The sequence below is a fragment of the Marinomonas atlantica genome (assembly GCF_001639725.1).
GTDB classification, from domain to species: Bacteria; Pseudomonadota; Gammaproteobacteria; order Pseudomonadales; family Marinomonadaceae; genus Marinomonas; species Marinomonas atlantica.
In genome coordinates this window covers 317,147-334,740 of the sequence record NZ_LTAW01000002.1, presented here as the reverse complement: position 1 = coordinate 334,740, position 17,594 = coordinate 317,147, and the positions used below count along the sequence as shown (strand labels likewise).

Annotated in this window: 16 protein-coding genes; 9 read left to right on the top strand and 7 right to left on the bottom strand. The window is 45.0% G+C overall.

Annotation, left to right across the window (positions count from 1 at the left end; genetic code table 11):
* The first annotated feature begins 8 nt into the window (after positions 1–8).
* From AYW75_RS04300 to argC, 4 genes are all read left to right on the top strand, one after another.
* Positions 9–1,229 (top strand): aspartate aminotransferase family protein, encoded by a 1,221-nt coding sequence (locus AYW75_RS04300; RefSeq protein ID WP_067095870.1) that lies wholly within the window; start codon positions 9–11, stop codon positions 1,227–1,229.
* A 163-nt stretch (positions 1,230–1,392) separates the two neighbouring features.
* Entirely contained in the window at positions 1,393–1,890 is a 498-nt protein-coding gene (locus AYW75_RS04295; RefSeq protein WP_067095868.1) for an NlpC/P60 family protein, read from the top strand.
* Positions 1,891–2,038: 148 nt separating this feature from the next.
* Entirely contained in the window at positions 2,039–3,310 is a 1,272-nt protein-coding gene (gene sbmA, locus AYW75_RS04290) for a peptide antibiotic transporter SbmA (RefSeq protein ID WP_067095866.1), read from the top strand.
* A 152-nt stretch (positions 3,311–3,462) separates the two neighbouring features.
* A complete protein-coding gene (gene argC / locus AYW75_RS04285; protein ID WP_067095862.1) occupies positions 3,463–4,398 on the top strand; it encodes an N-acetyl-gamma-glutamyl-phosphate reductase in 936 nt (311 codons plus the stop codon).
* A 94-nt stretch (positions 4,399–4,492) separates the two neighbouring features.
* Here the strand turns inward: argC and AYW75_RS04280 are convergent, their stop codons facing one another.
* On the bottom strand, positions 4,493–5,776 hold the full coding sequence (locus AYW75_RS04280) for a ribonuclease J (protein ID WP_082856388.1): 1,284 nt from the start codon (positions 5,774–5,776) through the stop codon (positions 4,493–4,495).
* 242 nt (positions 5,777–6,018) lie between these two features.
* Between AYW75_RS04280 and AYW75_RS04275 the strand changes: the two genes are divergently transcribed.
* From AYW75_RS04275 to AYW75_RS04265, 3 genes are read left to right on the top strand one after another with little or no spacing between them, the layout of a single operon-like run.
* On the top strand, positions 6,019–7,209 hold the full coding sequence (locus AYW75_RS04275; protein WP_067095860.1) for an MFS transporter: 1,191 nt from the start codon (positions 6,019–6,021) through the stop codon (positions 7,207–7,209).
* 36 nt (positions 7,210–7,245) lie between these two features.
* Entirely contained in the window at positions 7,246–7,575 is a 330-nt protein-coding gene (locus tag AYW75_RS04270; RefSeq protein WP_231886139.1) for an HlyU family transcriptional regulator, read from the top strand.
* Between the two features lie 6 nt (positions 7,576–7,581).
* Positions 7,582–8,595, top strand: coding sequence for an alpha/beta hydrolase (locus AYW75_RS04265; RefSeq protein ID WP_067095853.1), 1,014 nt, complete (start codon positions 7,582–7,584; stop codon positions 8,593–8,595).
* Here AYW75_RS04265 and AYW75_RS04260 read toward each other — a convergent pair.
* Positions 8,592–9,425 (bottom strand): SDR family NAD(P)-dependent oxidoreductase, encoded by an 834-nt coding sequence (locus tag AYW75_RS04260; RefSeq protein WP_067095850.1) that lies wholly within the window; start codon positions 9,423–9,425, stop codon positions 8,592–8,594. The genes AYW75_RS04265 and AYW75_RS04260 overlap by 4 nt on opposite strands.
* A 162-nt stretch (positions 9,426–9,587) precedes the next feature.
* Here AYW75_RS04260 and AYW75_RS04255 point away from each other — a divergent pair, with 162 nt between their 5' ends.
* Positions 9,588–11,210: a methyl-accepting chemotaxis protein gene (locus AYW75_RS04255; protein ID WP_067095844.1), complete on the top strand. Its 1,623-nt coding sequence runs from the start codon at positions 9,588–9,590 to the stop codon at positions 11,208–11,210.
* A gap of 92 nt (positions 11,211–11,302) precedes the next feature.
* On the opposite strand, the gene fghA is transcribed toward AYW75_RS04255, so the two are convergent.
* Entirely contained in the window at positions 11,303–12,136 is an 834-nt protein-coding gene (fghA, locus tag AYW75_RS04250) for an S-formylglutathione hydrolase (protein WP_067095841.1), read from the bottom strand.
* Between the two features lie 64 nt (positions 12,137–12,200).
* A complete protein-coding gene (locus tag AYW75_RS04245; protein ID WP_067096382.1) occupies positions 12,201–13,319 on the bottom strand; it encodes an S-(hydroxymethyl)glutathione dehydrogenase/class III alcohol dehydrogenase in 1,119 nt (372 codons plus the stop codon).
* Between the two features lie 132 nt (positions 13,320–13,451).
* On the opposite strand from AYW75_RS04245, the gene AYW75_RS04240 reads away from it, so the two are divergent.
* A complete protein-coding gene (locus tag AYW75_RS04240; RefSeq protein WP_067095838.1) occupies positions 13,452–14,354 on the top strand; it encodes a LysR family transcriptional regulator in 903 nt (300 codons plus the stop codon).
* A 98-nt stretch (positions 14,355–14,452) separates the two neighbouring features.
* Here the strand turns inward: AYW75_RS04240 and AYW75_RS04235 are convergent, their stop codons facing one another.
* The 3 genes from AYW75_RS04235 to AYW75_RS04225 are packed head-to-tail and all read right to left on the bottom strand — an operon-like array spanning position 14,453 to position 17,439.
* On the bottom strand, positions 14,453–15,754 hold the full coding sequence (locus AYW75_RS04235) for a TRAP transporter large permease (protein ID WP_067095835.1): 1,302 nt from the start codon (positions 15,752–15,754) through the stop codon (positions 14,453–14,455).
* Positions 15,754–16,356, bottom strand: a complete 603-nt coding sequence (locus AYW75_RS04230) for a TRAP transporter small permease subunit (RefSeq protein ID WP_067095832.1) — start codon at positions 16,354–16,356, stop codon at positions 15,754–15,756. The genes AYW75_RS04235 and AYW75_RS04230 overlap by 1 nt, the downstream gene beginning before the upstream one ends.
* A gap of 54 nt (positions 16,357–16,410) precedes the next feature.
* Complete coding sequence (locus tag AYW75_RS04225) at positions 16,411–17,439, bottom strand: TRAP transporter substrate-binding protein (RefSeq protein WP_067095829.1); 1,029 nt, start codon at positions 17,437–17,439, stop codon at positions 16,411–16,413.
* Positions 17,440–17,594: the final 155 nt, after the last annotated feature.

Genomic DNA, 17,594 nt, shown 5'->3' with positions numbered 1-17,594 from the left:
TTAATACAGTGACTGAACAAGTAACGAGAGCAATGTTTGATGATGTAATGGCTCCTAACTATGCACCGGCAGCAATGATTCCGGTTCGTGGTGAAGGCTCTCGCGTATGGGATCAGGAAGGTAAAGAGTACATTGACTTTGCAGGCGGTATTGCCGTCACAGCATTGGGACACTCCCACCCTACTTTGGTTGACACTATGCGTGAGCAAGCCGGTAAACTTTGGCATTTATCGAATGTAATGACCAATGAACCGGCACTTCGATTAGCGAAAAAGCTAACAGACAAGACCTTTGCTGATCGCGTTTTCTTTGCCAACAGTGGTGGTGAAGCAAACGAAGCTGCTTTCAAACTTGCACGACGTTACGCGTTTGATCATTTCGGCCCAGAAAAGAACGAGATCATTTCGTTCTATCAATCGTTCCACGGTCGTACATTGTTCACAGTCTCTGTGGGTGGCCAACCAAAATACACGGAAGGCTTTGCTCCTGTTCCTGGTGGCATTAAGCACTGTGATTACAACGACATTGATGCCCTTAAAGGACTTATCTCTGATAAGACATGTGCTGTTGTAATGGAACCCATTCAAGGTGAAGGTGGTATCATCCCCGCTGACCCTGAATTTGCTCAACAAGTGCGCGCTATGTGTGATGAACACAAAGCATTGTTAGTGTTCGATGAAGTGCAATCAGGCGTGGGTCGTACAGGAACCTTATACGCTTACGAGCAAACAGGCGTGACACCCGACATCCTAACTACGGCAAAAGCATTGGGTAATGGCTTTCCTGTTGCAGCCATGCTTGCAACCGCAGAAGTTGCAAACTCTTTAGCCGTTGGCACTCATGGCAGTACTTACGGTGGTAACCCAATGGCAGCCGCTGTTGCCGAAGCTGTGATCGACATCGTTGACACTCCTGAAGTACTAGACGGCGTCAAAAAACGTCACCAACTTTTTGTTGATGAACTGACAGCCATCAATGATAAATATCATGTCTTTAAAGATATTCGTGGTATGGGGTTGTTGATGGGGGCGGAAGTCTCAGATGAACTAGCAGGACATGCGAAAGACTTTCTAACCCATGCGGCAGACGAAGGTCTTTTTGTGTTGGTAGCAGGCCCCAATGTGGTTCGTTTTGCGCCATCACTGATCATTCCAGAGGCTGATATCAAAGAAGGCTTCCAGCGTTTTGAACGTGCTGTTGCTAAAACCGTAGCTGACCTAAAAAAATAAGTTTGTCTAACAAACAACTTAACCATTCAAAAGCTGTGTCCTAGCGATAGGACACAGCTTTTTTCGTTTTGATCGTTTATTGATGACAAAATCGTGTCTAGTTTTTGTCAGCGACCTATAAAGAGCATAAGATAAATGTTCTGTGTATAAGGACGCCAGCCCAATGCTCTATACAAAATCGTTAATCAGAATGCTATTCGCTATGTTTTTTGCAGTATGGCTAACCGCTTGTAGCTCAATTCCAGACAACTCAATTCAGGTCAACACAGGCACTCTGAGCACTCAAAACGAACCCGCCATAGCACAGCATCTTTATAAACACTATCAAGATTGGCGTGACACGCCTTATGCGTGGGGTGGTATGAGCCGACGCGGAGTTGATTGTTCGGGATTCGTCTATTTAGCACTACGCGATCAATTCGGAACTTATCTTCCTCGCACGACCGACAAACAAGTTCAAACAGGGTACCACGTTGATGAAGATGAACTTCAAGCAGGTGATTTGGTCTTCTTCAAAACGAGTTCTAAAGCCCGTCATGTCGGCATTTACATAGAAAACGGTAAATTCTTACATGCCTCAACATCAAGAGGCGTCATAATTTCACGTTTAGATAATGTCTATTGGAAAAAGCATTATTGGCACGGCCGCAGAATCCGCTAAGTTAATCGATTTTTTTGCATGATCCTTTACTGAGTTTCGTTGTCGTAGATCACTTACTCGTTTAAGCTCTAGTAGCTTTTACTTACCTTATTAGTTAAATCAATACCTTACTGAGCTCCAATCACCTACTGACAGAGAGAGATAAACAGTGTTTTTATCCTTTTTCCCAAAACCAAAATTGTTCTTTTTGACATTTGCCCTTTGGGCACTTATTTGTGTCATTAGCTGGTACACCATCGGACAAGACCTTGGTTCAACGCTAAGCCTTGGACAATTTTTTGGGGTTAACTTTCCTGATGCACTAGGTGAAGGAGCGGAACAAGCAGCACAAGTCGCGTATCAAGAGGCTTATAGTTTTGCCAGCGATGTGTGGCTCTATCAGTACATGTTGGTCTGCTATGCTTTATTCGTCGGCGCTTGGATGGCTTATGGCGGCCACAAATGGGCAAAATGGTCGGTCATGGGATCAGCCCTAATCGTCTTTATCACTTGGTTCCAAGTTCAAGTCAGTGTCATGATAAATGAATGGTATGGCAGTTTTTACGATCTCATCCAAAAAGCCTTAACTGCACCAAACAGCATTACCCTAACCGAATTTTATGGGCAGCTTATGACGTTTGCTGCCATTGCTTTGGTCGCGATTACCGTTGCTGTCTTCAATCATTTCTTTGTCAGTCATTACGTGTTCCGCTGGCGCACCGCTATGAATAATTACTACACTGCACTGTGGCCAAAAGTGCGCCATATTGAGGGGGCCTCCCAGCGTATTCAAGAAGACACCATGCGTTTTGCAAGTATTATGGAAAGCCTAGGCGTTCGCTTTTTGGATTCCATCATGACATTACTCGCTTTCTTACCTGTTTTGTGGGCGCTTTCAAGTTATGTAACTGAGCTCCCTCTAGTAGGTGAAGTGCCTCAAGCCTTAGTGTTTGTCGCCATTCTTTGGTCCATTATCGGTACTGTTCTTCTAGCAACGGCTGGGATAAAACTCCCGGGGCTTGAATTCAAAAACCAAAAAGTGGAAGCGGCCTACCGTAAAGAACTGGTGTATGGTGAAGATTACGCTGACCGCGCTGAACCCGTAAAACTCGTTGAGTTGTTCGATAATGTTCGCAAAAACTACTTCCGTCTGTACTTCCATTACCTTTATTTTAATGTGGTCCGTTACGGTTACTTGCAAGCTGGTGTACTTGTACCTTTAATCGCATTAGGCCCTTCTATCGTAGCGGGTGCATTTACGCTAGGGGTCATGCAACGTATTTCGAATGCTTTCAACCAAGTTGAAAGTTCTTTTCAGTTCCTCGTTAACTCTTGGACAACGATTGTCGAATTGCTATCAATCTACAAACGCTTAAAAGCCTTTGAGTCGGCGATTGCTGATGTCCCTGACGAAGTCATTGAAGAACAAATACAACCCTAACCTCATACCATGAAAACTTTTGCGCCAGCCTAAATATTTTCCAAACTGAGCTGGCGCTTAGTTTTTTCCCGCCCATGCCAGTGCTATGATTAGCTCATAAATGAATTGCCTACTGCTCACATTTTCGCTTGAGCAGTTGCTTGGAGACACGAATGAAGAAAGTATTTATTGACGGTGAAACGGGCACGACTGGCCTACAAGTACGTGAACGTCTGGTAAACCATCCTGATATCGAAGTGATCAGTATCGATCCTGAGAAAAAACGCGATGTAGAAGAAAAACGCCGTCTGATGAAAGAAGCCGACGTAACGGTTTTATGCTTGCCAGATGACGCAGCTAAAGACACCGTTGCTCTAGCAAAAGAAGAAAGTTGTCGAGTACTGGATGCAAGTTCTGTCCACCGTATTGCCGATGGTTGGGTTTACGGTCTTGCGGAACTGGACAAAAGCCAACGCGGGCAAATCGAAGCGGCACAGTTCGTATCCAATCCAGGCTGTTACCCAACAGGGATTATTCTGTTGCTCAAGCCGTTGGTTGAACAAGGCCTACTCGCTGCAAACGGTCATTACTCTGTTAATGCTATTTCTGGTTACACTGGGGGCGGTAAGCAGCTAATCGAGCAATACGAAGGCAGTACTGGCGCTGCAACATATGGCACTTACGGCTTAAACTTCAAACATAAGCACTTACCAGAAATTCAAAAATGGTCTCAGTTAGACTACACGCCAATCTTTATCCCAAGCGTGGGCAACTTTGCTCAAGGTATGCTGATTAGCATCCCTGTAACACTGTCTGGCGATATGACGGGTGAAAAATTGCAAGCAGCGTTAGCAGCAACCTACGCAGCTGAAGACTTTGTCACTGTACATCCATTTAATGAAGTGAAAGACAGCCATGCACCGTTCCTAACGCCGCACGGTTTAGAAAATACAAACCAAGTGGAATTAGCCGTATTTGCTTCTGACGATGGCCAATCGGTGGTCCTTTCAGCGAAGCTTGATAACCTTGGGAAAGGCGCTTCTGGTGCTGCGGTACAGAACTTAAACCTAATGCTAGGGTTTGCTGAAAACGTTGCCGTAGAGCTGTAATCAATACACCAGTTAGGTTCATATCAGTTGATGCCTAAAGCCTCATGATACAATTGTAAAATGAGGCTTTTTGGGTTCTTGCTAGTCCGCAAGGTTACCTGGCTATCGCAATGCGCTTTGCTTTAATCGCGTTTTTGCGCACTCCAACCTCTGGCGCGAGTGTAAACAGGTCGCCATTTAGTCCAGTCAGTTGACGTGGTACAAACGCTTCTTTAGCGATTCGAGCATTGGCAGCCATATGCTCAGGTTCACCATGGGTAGGTATTGCCACTTCAGGACGCACCCAGTCATACATTGAGGCAAGCTCTTCTTCGTATGGATGGCCACTGACATGAATCGGTAAAACGGTATCATGACCTTGAATCGTGCGAATGCCTTGGGCTTTAAACGACGTTACCAAGCGTTCAATCGCGTCTTCGTTACCCGGAATAATCATAGCGCTAAATAAAACTACATCGCCTTTTTGAAGAGACAAATCGAAACAGTCATCCCGCGCTAAGCGGTTTAACATTGCTCTTGGCTCACCTTGGCTCCCAGTAGCAACCGCCAACACCTCATCTGCAGGTAAATAACCAAGATGCGAAGGGTCAATCACAGGTAGATCATCAGGCCAATAGCCTGCGACTCGAGCCGCACTGACCATGTTTTGTAAAGAGCGACCTAACAGTGCTAAATAACGCCCTGTTTCCTTAGCGACGTAACCCAGTGACACCAACCTCGCAATATTACTGCTGAAGCAACCAACGACCACACGCCCCTGTTCGTCTTTGATAACGTCCAGTAAGGCTTTATAGCAATCATATTCCGATACAGAATGACCCTTTTTTAAGGCATTCGTGGAATCACACACCATCGCTTTTACATCACGCTTGCGTAACGTAGACAGCACGGCTGGAGAAAACTTTTCACCAATGACTGGACTGTGATCAATCTTCCAATCCCCCGTATGAAAAACATTACCCGCTGGTGTCTCAATCATTAACCCACTTGGCTCAGGAATAGAATGCGTCAAGGTAATCCACTGTAAATCAAATACACCCACGGAAAATTGACTCCCCATCGGCAATTCGTGAATTTCAACGTCTCCCAATAAGCCAACTTGAGCAAGTTTTCGACGTAAAATTTCGGCCGTAAAAGGCGTGGTATAAACGGGCACTTGGAAGCGGCGCCACAAAAACGGCAACGCTCCGACATGGTCTTCATGCGCATGGGTAATAACGATCCCAGCTAAACGATGACGCTGTTGTACAATAAAATCAGGGGCAGCACACACCAGCTCGTATGTTCGCGCACTATTTTCATCAATCGGTTCGTTGAATGACACCCCACAGTCGACCATCAACCACTGTCCATCGTGGCCGTACAAATTTAGATTCATTCCTATTTCCCCTGTTCCTCCTAGGGGCAGAAACCAGAGGTCGCTTCGCGTTGGCATCAGCAAATCCACACATATCTCCTTTTGTAAATATTTCCCATTCTACGCGAATCAAATTGAACTTAACTCATGTGATTACTATAATCATGCAATAAATGTTCAAGTTGCTCGACTAATATGTTGGCGTAGCTGCCCGATCCTTATTGCGGCGTTACATACTATGACAGCTATATAAAGGATTTAGCATGCGCAATATAACGGTTTGGGGATTGTCTCTCGGACAAGCTCTGTTAATAACAGGCAACATACTTCTTGTATCTGTGACCGCACTCATCGGTCAAAGTTTAGCGCCGAGCTTTGCATTGGCAACGTTACCCGTTGCTCTGCAATTTTTAGGTCTCATGGGGGTCACTCTTCCAGCCGCTCTTTTAATGGGCTGGCTAGGCCGTAAGAAAGGCTTTCTTGCGGGTAACCTGATCGGTGTTGGCGGTGCTTTTCTTGCCTTTTACGCCGTAAAACATGGTTTATTCGAGCTATTTTGTGGCGCGACTTTTTTACTGGGCATGGCGATTGGTATTGGTCAACAATACCGTTTTGCCGCCACTGAAAATGTACCGAAAGAAAAAGCACCTCTTGCCATCAGTATGATTATGGGAGCTGGCGTTATCGCCGCGGTACTGGGGCCTAATATGGCGATCTGGTTTGAGCACTGGGCACCCGAAACTCAGTATTTAGGTGCGTTTGCGGCTTTAATCGTGCTGTACACCTTTAATACGGTGTTGATTGCAGTATTACCGATGCGCGTGCCCACTGCACAAGAACTAAATGGCACACCACGTCCTTACCTTGAATTGCTTAAACAGTCTGATTTAATGAGTGCAATCGTGGCCGGCTCCATTGGCTATGCTGTGATGGTGTTAATTATGACCGCCACCCCTTTGGCAATGCAGGCATGCGGCTTTGATTTTGGTAACACTGCACACATCATTCAATGGCATGTACTGGGGATGTTCTTACCTTCTTTCTTTACCGGTCGGCTGATTATGCGCATTGGCACATACAGTGTCATCCAGCTTGGCTGCTTAATGTTACTCGGCTGCGTTTTCCTAAACCAATTCGGAGTGAGCTATTGGCACTTCTTCATTGCATTAGTATTGCTTGGCATTGGCTGGAACTTCACGTTCATTGGGGCAACAGCACTTTTGACAAAAACCTATAAGCCTGCAGATAAAGCCCGTGTTCAAGGTGTTAACGATTTGATCGTGTTCTCAAGTGCCGCGGCCGCCAGCTTGTTATCCGGTTACTGGCACTCGCTTTTTGGTTGGGAGATCCTGAACTTGCTGATGATCCCAGCGATCTTAGTCGCTATGTTTACGCTTATGTCGAGCCGTAAACGCGCCATCATAGTAACCCCAAATATTACGCCACAAAGCTAATCTTTTAAGGCTTTATTTGACTCCAAGCCAAAATCCATGACAATGAAGGTTATCCTAATTACCAAAGGCTTTTTTGTCATGGGCTTTCTTTCTAAAATTACTCAAATGTTTTCTGGTGATGGAACCACCTCAAATGTTCGTACGTTTGACCCCGTTGAGCATAATGGCTTCATCATTATTCCTACACCTCAGCCAGATCAAGGCCAATACCGAGTATGTGCGACAATTACTAAAGGCGAATTCGAAGACCAAAAAGTTCATAAGTTTATTCGTTCTGATTTGGTCGCGAGCCTTGATGAATGTGTTGAACTCACCACGCGCAAAGCAAAGCTCACCATAGATCAATTAGGCGACCAAATTTTCTAATTTGTTATGATTGACTATTGGCAGCACCTTCATAGCAAACCTGATATTCTCGGTGAGCTATTTATAGCTCACACCTATCGATTTGACGGTCCAGTGACGGACGTTGTGACCACTGTCATTGAGTACGTCACTGGCACGCCAAGTCACAAAGCAGTTCTATATTTGCATGGCTATACGGATTACTTCTTTCAAGATCAACTGGCACATCACTTCGAACAGTTAGGGTTGCGTTTTTTTGCACTCGACCTACGAGGTTACGGTCGCTCTATTCGTCCGAACAGTGTGCCTAATTGGTGTGAAAGTCTGACTCAATACCACGATGATATACATCTCGCGCTGACTGAGATGTATAGACTCGGCGTAACTGAAGTGACTCTGCTAGCACATTCGACAGGGGGGTTAATCGCGTCAAGTTATGTATCAACTCAGCAAGTATTCGAACAAGATACAAACAACAAACCACGTATTACTGGGCTGATGTTAAACAGTCCTTTTCTAGCCCTGCCCTTTTCGCCCAAGATCATAAAGCATGTAAGCTGGCCTATTTGGCTGGCAGTATCTTTACTGCCATACCATTCACTACGAGCCCATAAAATCAGTTTATACGCCCAGACTTTACATCAAAAATTTGGTGGCGAATGGGACTACCGCCTAGATTGGAAACCAGCACAAGGGTTCCCTCTTTCCTTTCACTGGCTTAAACAAGTCATTCTAGCCCAACGTGCTTTGCAGAAGCATCCAATAACGTTACCAACACTGATGTGCCATTCTAAAACCACAACACGCCATGCACTGGATATTGAAGAGGTCAAGCAAGGAGATGGTGTTTTAGATGTAGGCAGTATGAACTTGGCCGCGAACAACGCTTTTTCCCAGCTTAAAACGGTAGCTATTGAAGGCGGCTACCATGATTTATTTTTATCACCGAAGCCCATACGTCAGAGCTATTTAGCCGCCATCGATCAATGGCTACTGGATCAGAACGTCATCAACTCGTTAGCCAATAGAGCCAACCACTAATTACCATTCGACTTCATAATGCGGTCCAATAAACAAGTCGGCAGCACACGACGCATCAAACCAGCCGCGTACGTTGGCCAAGTCACATAGTAACGAGGCTTAGGCTTGGGTGATTCCAATGCATGTAATAGCTTTTTCACGACCGCGCTTGCGGGTAATGTACCACTTGCTGCAGGACCAACTTTGCTTAAACGCGTAATGGCTTGCTGGTAGCCTTTTTGATGTCGGCTGTTTTCCACATTAATGTTAGATTGCAACGCAATTAAAGCATTGTCTCTAAAGCGACTGACAATCGGACCTGGCTCAATGGTTGACACTTTAATCGGCGTATCGCTTAACTCCATGCGCATGGTGTCCGTAAGTCCCTCTAATGCGAACTTGCTCGCATTGTAAGAACCCCGAAACGGAGCGGCAACCAAACCAAGTACTGAACTGTTTTGTACAATACGGCCATAGCCTTGCTGAAGCATCACTTTCACAACACGTGTCGTCAAATCATGCGTACCGAAAACGTTCACTTCAAACTGTTGGCGTAATACGTCTACTGGTAAGTCTTCCACTGCCCCAGGCTGCCCATAAGCACCGTTATTGAACAGTGCGTACAAAGCCCCACCAGTTATCTCAAGCGTTTGTTTCAGCCCTTGCTCAATGGATTTAGAGTCTGCTAAATCTAGCTGTACAACATGCTTAATACCTTGTTGCCGCAACGCATCAACATCAGCGGCTTTACGGCAGCTCGCCACCACTAAAAAATTATGTTTTTGCAACATCAAAGCTGCTTCCAAACCGATGCCACTGCTGCATCCAGTAATCAAAATTGAGTAACGCATTAGAATCCCTAAACGGTTTATGTCAAAAGTTTGAAAGTCATGACTAATAAAAGCCAAAAACCTAATCTATTAGTCTCATTTATATTCAATTAATGATCTGTATCAGCACCCTTGCCTCTAAAAAACCATAACCTCTGCTTATAAAATTTTCAGGAGGAAATCATGCGGATTGCCGACATCAAAGTCAGTCGTAAATTATGGGGCCTAATTGCATTATTAGTAGGCTTATTGGTGATATTTGAATTTCAAGCCTACACGAATCAATACCAAGGCGCACTTGAAGCACGCAAGTTACAAGTTAAAGAACAGGTAGACAATGCCTACTCATTGATTGAGTTCTATCATGCTCAAGCGCCTATCATTGGTGAGCAAAAAGCCAAAGAGCAAGCTTTACAAGCGGTCGCAGCATTACGTTATGGCAAAGGCGGTTACTTTTGGATAAACGACTATCAGCATACACTGTTGATGCACCCACTAAAGCCTCAGCTAAATGGCAGTAATGTCAAAAATAAAACGGATGCTGGCGGCAAACACCATTGGCAAGACATGGTTTCAACTGTAAAACAAAACGGTGAAGGCTTTGTTGAATATACTTACAAAGGCCCTCAAGTAGATGAGCCTGAAGATAAAGTTTCTTATGTAAAAGGCCTTAAAGACTGGGGCTGGATAATAGGCTCAGGGGTCTTTTTAACAGATGTCCAGCAGGCTTTTTGGGACACGACCTTAGTGTCAGTCATTATTGAAACAATCATGGTGCTGGTCGCATTGACAATGAGCTGCTTCCTAGTGCGTAGCATAGTACGTCCATTAAAAGCCGTTACAGCTCATCTACAAAATGTGGCAAGTGGCGATATGACTCATCACTTAGAACTTAGCCGTAAAGATGAGCTTGGTATTCTAGCGGATTCAGCTAATCAAATGTCTGAATCTTTAGCAAAAACCCTAGGCAGCGTGGCGCAGGCAATTGACGAGCTTCAAGCAGTCTCTGTCCAAATGCAAGGCAACACCAGCAACACAAAACGTGGGATGGATAGCCAATTTAATGAAGTGGAGAAACTGGCCACTGCTATGAATGAGATGTCCTACTCTATTCGTGATGTGGCCAACAATGCCAAAGACACGGCGCAAGCTACACAAGTCGTACAAGACACAACGCGCAGTTCTAGCACCGACTTGAATGAAACCAATCACAATATCCAGACGCTGACACATCATGTTGAAGGCGCTAACTCCGTCATCATTGAGTTATTGTCACAAACAAAAGATATTGAATCTGTCTTAGGTGTGATCGGTGATATTTCTGAGCAAACAAACTTACTGGCTTTAAATGCAGCCATCGAGGCAGCTCGTGCAGGTGAGCAAGGTCGTGGTTTTGCTGTCGTCGCTGATGAAGTCCGCACTCTTGCCAGTCGAACTCAAAGCTCAACCGTCGAGATCCGTCAGATCATTGAAAAGTTACAACAGCAATCCTCAGAAGCCTCTAGCTCTATGGCATCCAGCACACAACAGGCAGAATTGGGCGCAGAACGTATGCGTAATGCCGCGCAGAATCTTGAAAAGATGCTAATGCAAGTCGATGATGTGTCTGACCGTAGCGTGCAAATTGCCTCCGCTGCTGAGCAACAAGGCCAAGTCGCTGAGGAAATAAACAGCAACCTGATCGGTATTCGTGAAGTATCAGAACGTGTGCTGCAAGAAGCTGATGAAGTAGCACAAGGCTCGCAACAGGTCACCAAAATGGCCGAATCTCTACGCATTCAAATCAGCCAGTTCCGTTTTAACTGATACTGTTGCAGCATTAAAACACCACGCATTAAAAAGGCGAACTACTCAGTAGCTCGCCTTTTTTGTCTCTCTAAACAAAAGCGTAATTAGGCTTATAGACCCAATGCTTTTGCGTGATGAACCAGATGATCATCAACAAAGCTAGAGATAAAGAAATAGCTGTGATCGTAGCCAGACTGACGGCGTAGCGTCAATTCATGACCCGCTTTTTCACATGCTTGTTCTAGCGCTTCAGGCTTCAGTTGCTCTTCTAAGAAATTGTCCGCTTCACCTTGATCCACCAATAATGGCAAACGCTCAGTGGCCGTCGCGATCAATTCACAAGTATCCCACGCTTTCCACGCTTCACGATCGTCACCTAGGTAACCTATGAACGCTTTCTCGCCCCAAGGACACTGCGTTGGGTTTGTGATCGGCGCAAACGCTGACACTGACTGGTAACGCCCAGGGTTCTTCAGTGCACAAATCAACGCACCATGTCCACCCATAGAGTGTCCAGAAATAGAACGCTTATCCGTCACAGGGAAGTGCTCTTCAACCAGAGTTGGCAATTCTTTTACCACGTAGTCATACATGTGGTAAGTGTTGGCATAAGGTGCAACCGTTGCGTTCACATAGAAGCCAGCACCGGAGCCGAAATCGTAGCTTTCGTGTTCGCCAGGGTAGTCTGTGCCACGTGGGCTCGTATCCGGCATGACAATCGCTAAACCAAGCTCAGCAGCTTTCTTGAAACCACCTGCTTTTTGCGAAAAGTTCTCATCGGTACATGTCAGGCCAGACAACCAGTACATTACTGGAACACTCGCGCTCTCTGCCTGAGGCGGCAAGAAGATTGCGAATACCATGTCGCCTTTTACAGACAAGCTTTCGTGACGGTAGCGTTTTAACCAACCACCGCTTACTTTTGTACTTGATAAAAGTTCCATATATCCCTCTTTGTATCAGTAAAAAAGCCCATCATTTAGATGGGCTTTTTGTGATAAATCACTCTTATTTTGTATCAAACTCGATGACAGTACGGATACTTTCACCTTCATGCATAAGATGGAACGCTTCGTTAATGTCTTCTAGCTTCATCTTGTGCGTTACGAATGGGTCGATTTCGATCTTACCGCTCATGTAGTCTTCTACGTAACCTGGCAATTCAGTACGGCCTTTAACGCCACCGAATGCAGAACCACGCCATACACGACCAGTCACTAGCTGGAATGGACGCGTTGAGATTTCTTGACCTGCGCCAGCGACACCAATGATGATCGACTCGCCCCAACCTTTGTGACAACACTCAAGTGCTGCACGCATAACGTTGACGTTACCGATACATTCGAAAGAGTAGTCAACACCACCGTCCGTCAATTCAACGATCACTTCTTGGATCGGCTTATCAAATTTAGATGGGTTGATGAAGTCCGTCGCACCAAATTGCTCAGCCATTTCGAATTTAGATTCGTTTAAATCGATCGCGATGATGCGAGACGCGCCTGCTAGACGAGCACCTTGGATACAAGACAAACCGATACCGCCTAGACCAAAGACAGCAACCGTCGCGCCCTCTTCAACTTTTGCAGTATTAAGAACCGCACCGATACCCGTTGTAACACCACAACCTAATAGACAGATTTTGTCCATCGCCGCTTCTTCATTGACTTTCGCCAATGAAATTTCTGGTACAACACTGTACTCAGAGAACGTTGAACAGCCCATGTAATGGAAAATTGGCTCACCATTAATGCTGAAACGGCTTGTACCATCAGGCATTAGGCCTTTACCTTGTGTTGCACGAACAGCCTGACAAAGGTTTGTTTTACCCGATTTACAGAACTTACATTCGCCACATTCAGCCGTGTAAAGTGGGATAACGTGATCGCCAACTTTAAGAGACGTTACGCCTTCACCAACCGCTTCAACAACACCCGCACCTTCATGGCCTAGGATGGCTGGGAAGATACCCTCTGGGTCTTCTCCAGAAAGTGTGAATGCGTCAGTGTGACACACACCTGTTGCTACCATGCGAACAAGTACTTCACCTGCCTGCGGATCTTGAACATCAACTTCTTCGATTTTAAGAGGTTGACCAGGACCCCAAGCTACGGCCGCTTTACATTTCAACATTGTGAACTCCGTCTTAACTTAATAGTTAGTGAAACATGTGCAGGTAGTGTAATCCTAAAAAACTATTGCGATAATACTTATTTTAACAAATCATTATTGTCATACAGCAACAATCAGGATTCACCACTTATGAAACAATGGGAAGCAATGGAAGCCTTTGTTGAAGTTGTCCACCAGGGCAGCTTCTCAAAAGCTGCTAATCGGCTGAATGTCTCCGCCTCGCATGTAAGTCGACTAATCACACACCTTGAACAGCGCTTAAACACCACGCTTTTGTTTCGTACCACACGTAGCATTCGACTCAGTGAAGCAGGCGAGCGCTTCTATCAGCATTGTCGAGATCTACCGAATACACTCGCCGCCGCCGAAGAAGCCGTAAGTGCCCTAAACCAAGCACCCATGGGTACACTTCGTATTACCTGTGCAACGACTTTTGGCGAGCGCTACTTAGCGCCATTGCTGAATGACTTTCTGCTGCAAAACCCACAAGTTGATCTTGATCTACACCTGACCAACCGCGAAGTGGACTTAATTGAAGAAGGCTACGATTTGGCGATCAGAATGGGCGCATTAAGAGATTCCAGCCTATTATCAAGGCGCTTGTGTGACCGAGCAGAATATCTCTGTGCTTCAAGAGAATACATTGATCAAAACGGGATGCCGCACACTTTGGCGGAACTCAACAAACACAGCTGCTTGATGGGGTCAAAAACCCATTGGGTATTCAGTCAGAATGGCCAACGTAAAGAAATTAAAGTGTCCAGCCATTGGCGCAGTAATTCCGGCCCCGCCTTACTTGACGCCATACGTCGTGGTTTAGGCATTGCCCAACTGCCGGATTACTACGTAAAAGACGATTTAGCATCCGGCAAACTGGTCTCGCTGCTGCCGCAATACCAGTACCCCTATACAGGCGTTTGGCTGGTCTACCCAAGAACTCAATTACCGTCACCCAAGCTGAAATCTATATGTGATTATTTGATTGAACACTTTGAAAAAGAAGATATTTTTAATAGATGGGGAAAAAAATAAATGGAAACAGTATTTTTCATATTTATGTAACTGATAAAAAATGACTTGGTTCTATTTTCATAGAACCAAGTCCTCTGTAAGCAAAAAATTTTGAAGAACTAAAGAGCCCAAGTGGTCATTTCTGGATAAGCAAGCATCAGCCCTAATACACAGAGTTGGATTACAATAAATGGTAACATCGCGCCAAAAATATCTTTCAACGTTATTTCAGGTGGGGCCACACTTTTTAAATAAAATGCGGCAGGACCAAAGGGCGGACTGATATAGGAGACTTGCATATTAATAGCAAAAAGAATCCCAAACCATACGGGATTGAAGCCAAGCTGTACCACGATTGGAATGAAAATAGGTAAACACAACATGGCAATACCAATCCAATCCAGAAACATCCCCAACAATAAAAAGATCAGCATCATGACCATTATGATGAGAATCGGTGCTACATCTAACCCAAGAATCGCGTTTGAAACAAAGCGGTTTCCGCCCATCAAGTTATATACACCGACTAAACAAGCCGCCCCAATACCAATCCACACAATCATGCCGCAGGTTTCTAACGTTTGTGTCAAGCTCCCTCTAAGCAGTTTGAGGTTAAACTCGCCACGCAATTTCACAGCTAACAACACACCGGCAGCCCCCATAGCGGCAGCCTCTGTGACCGATGCAATACCACCATAGATAGAACCAAGCACCGTTCCAGCAATTAATACTGGTGCACCAATACCTTTTAAGGTTTGCAAAAACGTTTGTTTGGGTAAGCTTTCTTCCTGATCAGAGCCTAATCCGCCCATGTTAGGATTACGCGCGCACATAAATATAACGTAAGCGATATAAGCGGCCATTAACACAAAGGCTGGGACAAAGGCCGCTTTAAAGAGATCAGCAATGGACACCCCAGAAATCAACCCATAAATGATCAAGACGATAGAAGGCGGTACCATCGTCCCTAAAGAGCCACCGGCACAAACAACCCCTATCGCGATACGTTTGTCATAACCTAAGCGCAACATCTGCGGCAGTGCTAACAATCCAAGTAGCACAATTTCACCGCCAATAATGCCAGATATAGCGGCTAAGAAAAATGCCACAAAAAGTGTCTGAACCGCTACACCTCCTGGCAAGCGTCCCGAGAATATCCTCATGGAGTTAAATAAGTCCTTAGCCATGCCAGACCTATCCAGCAGCCCTGCCATAAATACAAACATGGGGACAGCAACCAACGAGTACTCAGTAATAAATCCGTAGATCCGGCTACCAACGAGCGGCACAGCATTGGTTCCAAACCAGCCTAATGTAAATACGACTGCCACCAACCCTGTCACAAAAGCTAATGGTAATCCTAAAATCAACAACCCAAAGATCGATGAGATCAGCAGATACGTTGCTATTTCAATAGTCATCAGTTTTTCTCACTTTGCCGAACTAGGCTACGACGAACATGCCTAACGAGTCGAACTAACAATTGCAACGCCATTAATCCAACAGAGAAAAGCACGATCAACTTTGTAAAGGCAGGTAAAGGAGAATCCCAAGAGGATCCCGATGTTTGCAAACGCCAATTACCTGTAGGTGTGTGCGTTGCATTCCAAGCCAATACCCAGCTTGCATAGCCAATTGCCACACAAAAACCTATTCCCAGTAATAGCTGTAGAAGCTTTAACCAACGTCGCTTATCGACGGGTAATAAGTCATGTAACACATTGATTTGAATATGACGATTGCGAGCCAGCGTATAAGGTCCGCCGATCGAAAAAATAGCGGCTACCAGAAATGTTGTCGTTTCATGCACCCATGTGGTGGGCGAATTAAAGGCATAACGCATAATGACTTCATAGACACTAATCACCATGGCTACTAATACTAACCAAGCACAAGCCTTCCCAGCTCTTTGTATTAGTCTATCGACTAACGTAATTTCATGATCCGACTCGTCATCGTTCATTCGCTTATCTGGCTCCAATGTTTCATACTCTGATTCGGAGAGATTGTGGAGTTTACTCATAGAAAATATCCGTGGTCATCAGCCCACTCAAAGAGTGGACTCGGTTTCAGAGTCTTAAAGCAGATTATTGTCTTTTAGATAAGTAACGATAGAGTCAACTGCTTCCTTCGCTTCTGGGGTTTTGTTACGCCAGTTTGACCACTCATTTTGCGCCGCAGCTCGGAATTTTTTCAGTTCTTCTGGGGAAAGCGTTGTTATGGTGACATCGCCTTTTTTCTCAGCAATAGCGACTTGTGCCTGGTCAGCTGCCACTAACTTTGAACGCATTTTCAGGACCATGTCATCTATTGAATCACGCAATATTTTTTGATTTTTGTCCGACACGTCATCCCATATATCTTTATTCAAAGACACAGCCATCATGGGCATCGAATGGAACCCAGGGTACGCTGCAAACGGCGCATACTTGTAGTAGCCTTGGGTATAATTTGTCGCAAATACAGTATAATCAGCCGCGTCGATTACACCTTTTTCAAGCGCAGTATAGACTTCAGAAGTCGGAAGGTTGACTGGCGCTGCGCCTGCCAGTTTGAATATATTAGATACCATGCCTTCAGGAGCACGAATTTTAAGCCCCTTGAAGTCTTCCATGGTTTCGATTTTGCGTTTGCTCACAAGGGCTTCCGGAATCATGACACCCGCACGTATCAGATGCACATTATATGGCTCAACCAAAGCATTATAACGCATTTCGCCCCCAGCACTTCTCATGTAGCCTAGAAATTGTTCTGGGTCAGACCACGCTCCCACCATATTGCCGTAAACTGCAAACGCTGGATTTTTACCAGAAAAATAGCTCGGATCAGTAATATGTCCTTGTAGAATGCCTGCCCCTACCGCGTCTAAGGTCTCGTTGTTTCCTACAATTGAATTGGTTGGCATCAGCTCAACGGAAATATCACCATGGGTTTTCTTAACAATACTTTCGGCCCATTGTTGCGCAATTTGGTATTGCTCATCACCTGCATTGACATTGATTTGAAATTTCCAGTATTCAGCTGCATGTGCTGATATTGCACCCGTCAAAGTTAGTGTAGAGGTTAATGCTATTACACCTGATCTAATACACGAATCGAGTTTCATTATCTGTCTCCTTTTTTTGTTTTTTTAATCTGGACAAGTTTCTGTCAGATCATATTGTCACTTCATATGAACTTTATTCCTTGAGGCCTCAAAAAGAATATGAAACAAGAAATCATTGAACAAATATCAAGTTTGCAGTTATATATATACAAACA

Coding starts and splice junctions, on each gene's coding strand:
- AYW75_RS04295 (WP_067095868.1), top strand. CDS start 1,393: ATGCTCTATACAAAATCGTTAATCAGAATGCTATTCGCTATGTTTTTT.
- argC (WP_067095862.1), top strand. CDS start 3,463: ATGAAGAAAGTATTTATTGACGGTGAAACGGGCACGACTGGCCTACAA.
- AYW75_RS04280 (WP_082856388.1), bottom strand. CDS start 5,776: ATGAATCTAAATTTGTACGGCCACGATGGACAGTGGTTGATGGTCGAC.
- AYW75_RS04275 (WP_067095860.1), top strand. CDS start 6,019: ATGCGCAATATAACGGTTTGGGGATTGTCTCTCGGACAAGCTCTGTTA.
- AYW75_RS04270 (WP_231886139.1), top strand. CDS start 7,246: ATGACAATGAAGGTTATCCTAATTACCAAAGGCTTTTTTGTCATGGGC.
- AYW75_RS04265 (WP_067095853.1), top strand. CDS start 7,582: ATGATTGACTATTGGCAGCACCTTCATAGCAAACCTGATATTCTCGGT.
- AYW75_RS04260 (WP_067095850.1), bottom strand. CDS start 9,425: ATGCGTTACTCAATTTTGATTACTGGATGCAGCAGTGGCATCGGTTTG.
- AYW75_RS04255 (WP_067095844.1), top strand. CDS start 9,588: ATGCGGATTGCCGACATCAAAGTCAGTCGTAAATTATGGGGCCTAATT.
- fghA (WP_067095841.1), bottom strand. CDS start 12,136: ATGGAACTTTTATCAAGTACAAAAGTAAGCGGTGGTTGGTTAAAACGC.
- AYW75_RS04240 (WP_067095838.1), top strand. CDS start 13,452: ATGAAACAATGGGAAGCAATGGAAGCCTTTGTTGAAGTTGTCCACCAG.
- AYW75_RS04235 (WP_067095835.1), bottom strand. CDS start 15,754: ATGACTATTGAAATAGCAACGTATCTGCTGATCTCATCGATCTTTGGG.
- AYW75_RS04230 (WP_067095832.1), bottom strand. CDS start 16,356: ATGAGTAAACTCCACAATCTCTCCGAATCAGAGTATGAAACATTGGAG.
- AYW75_RS04225 (WP_067095829.1), bottom strand. CDS start 17,439: ATGAAACTCGATTCGTGTATTAGATCAGGTGTAATAGCATTAACCTCT.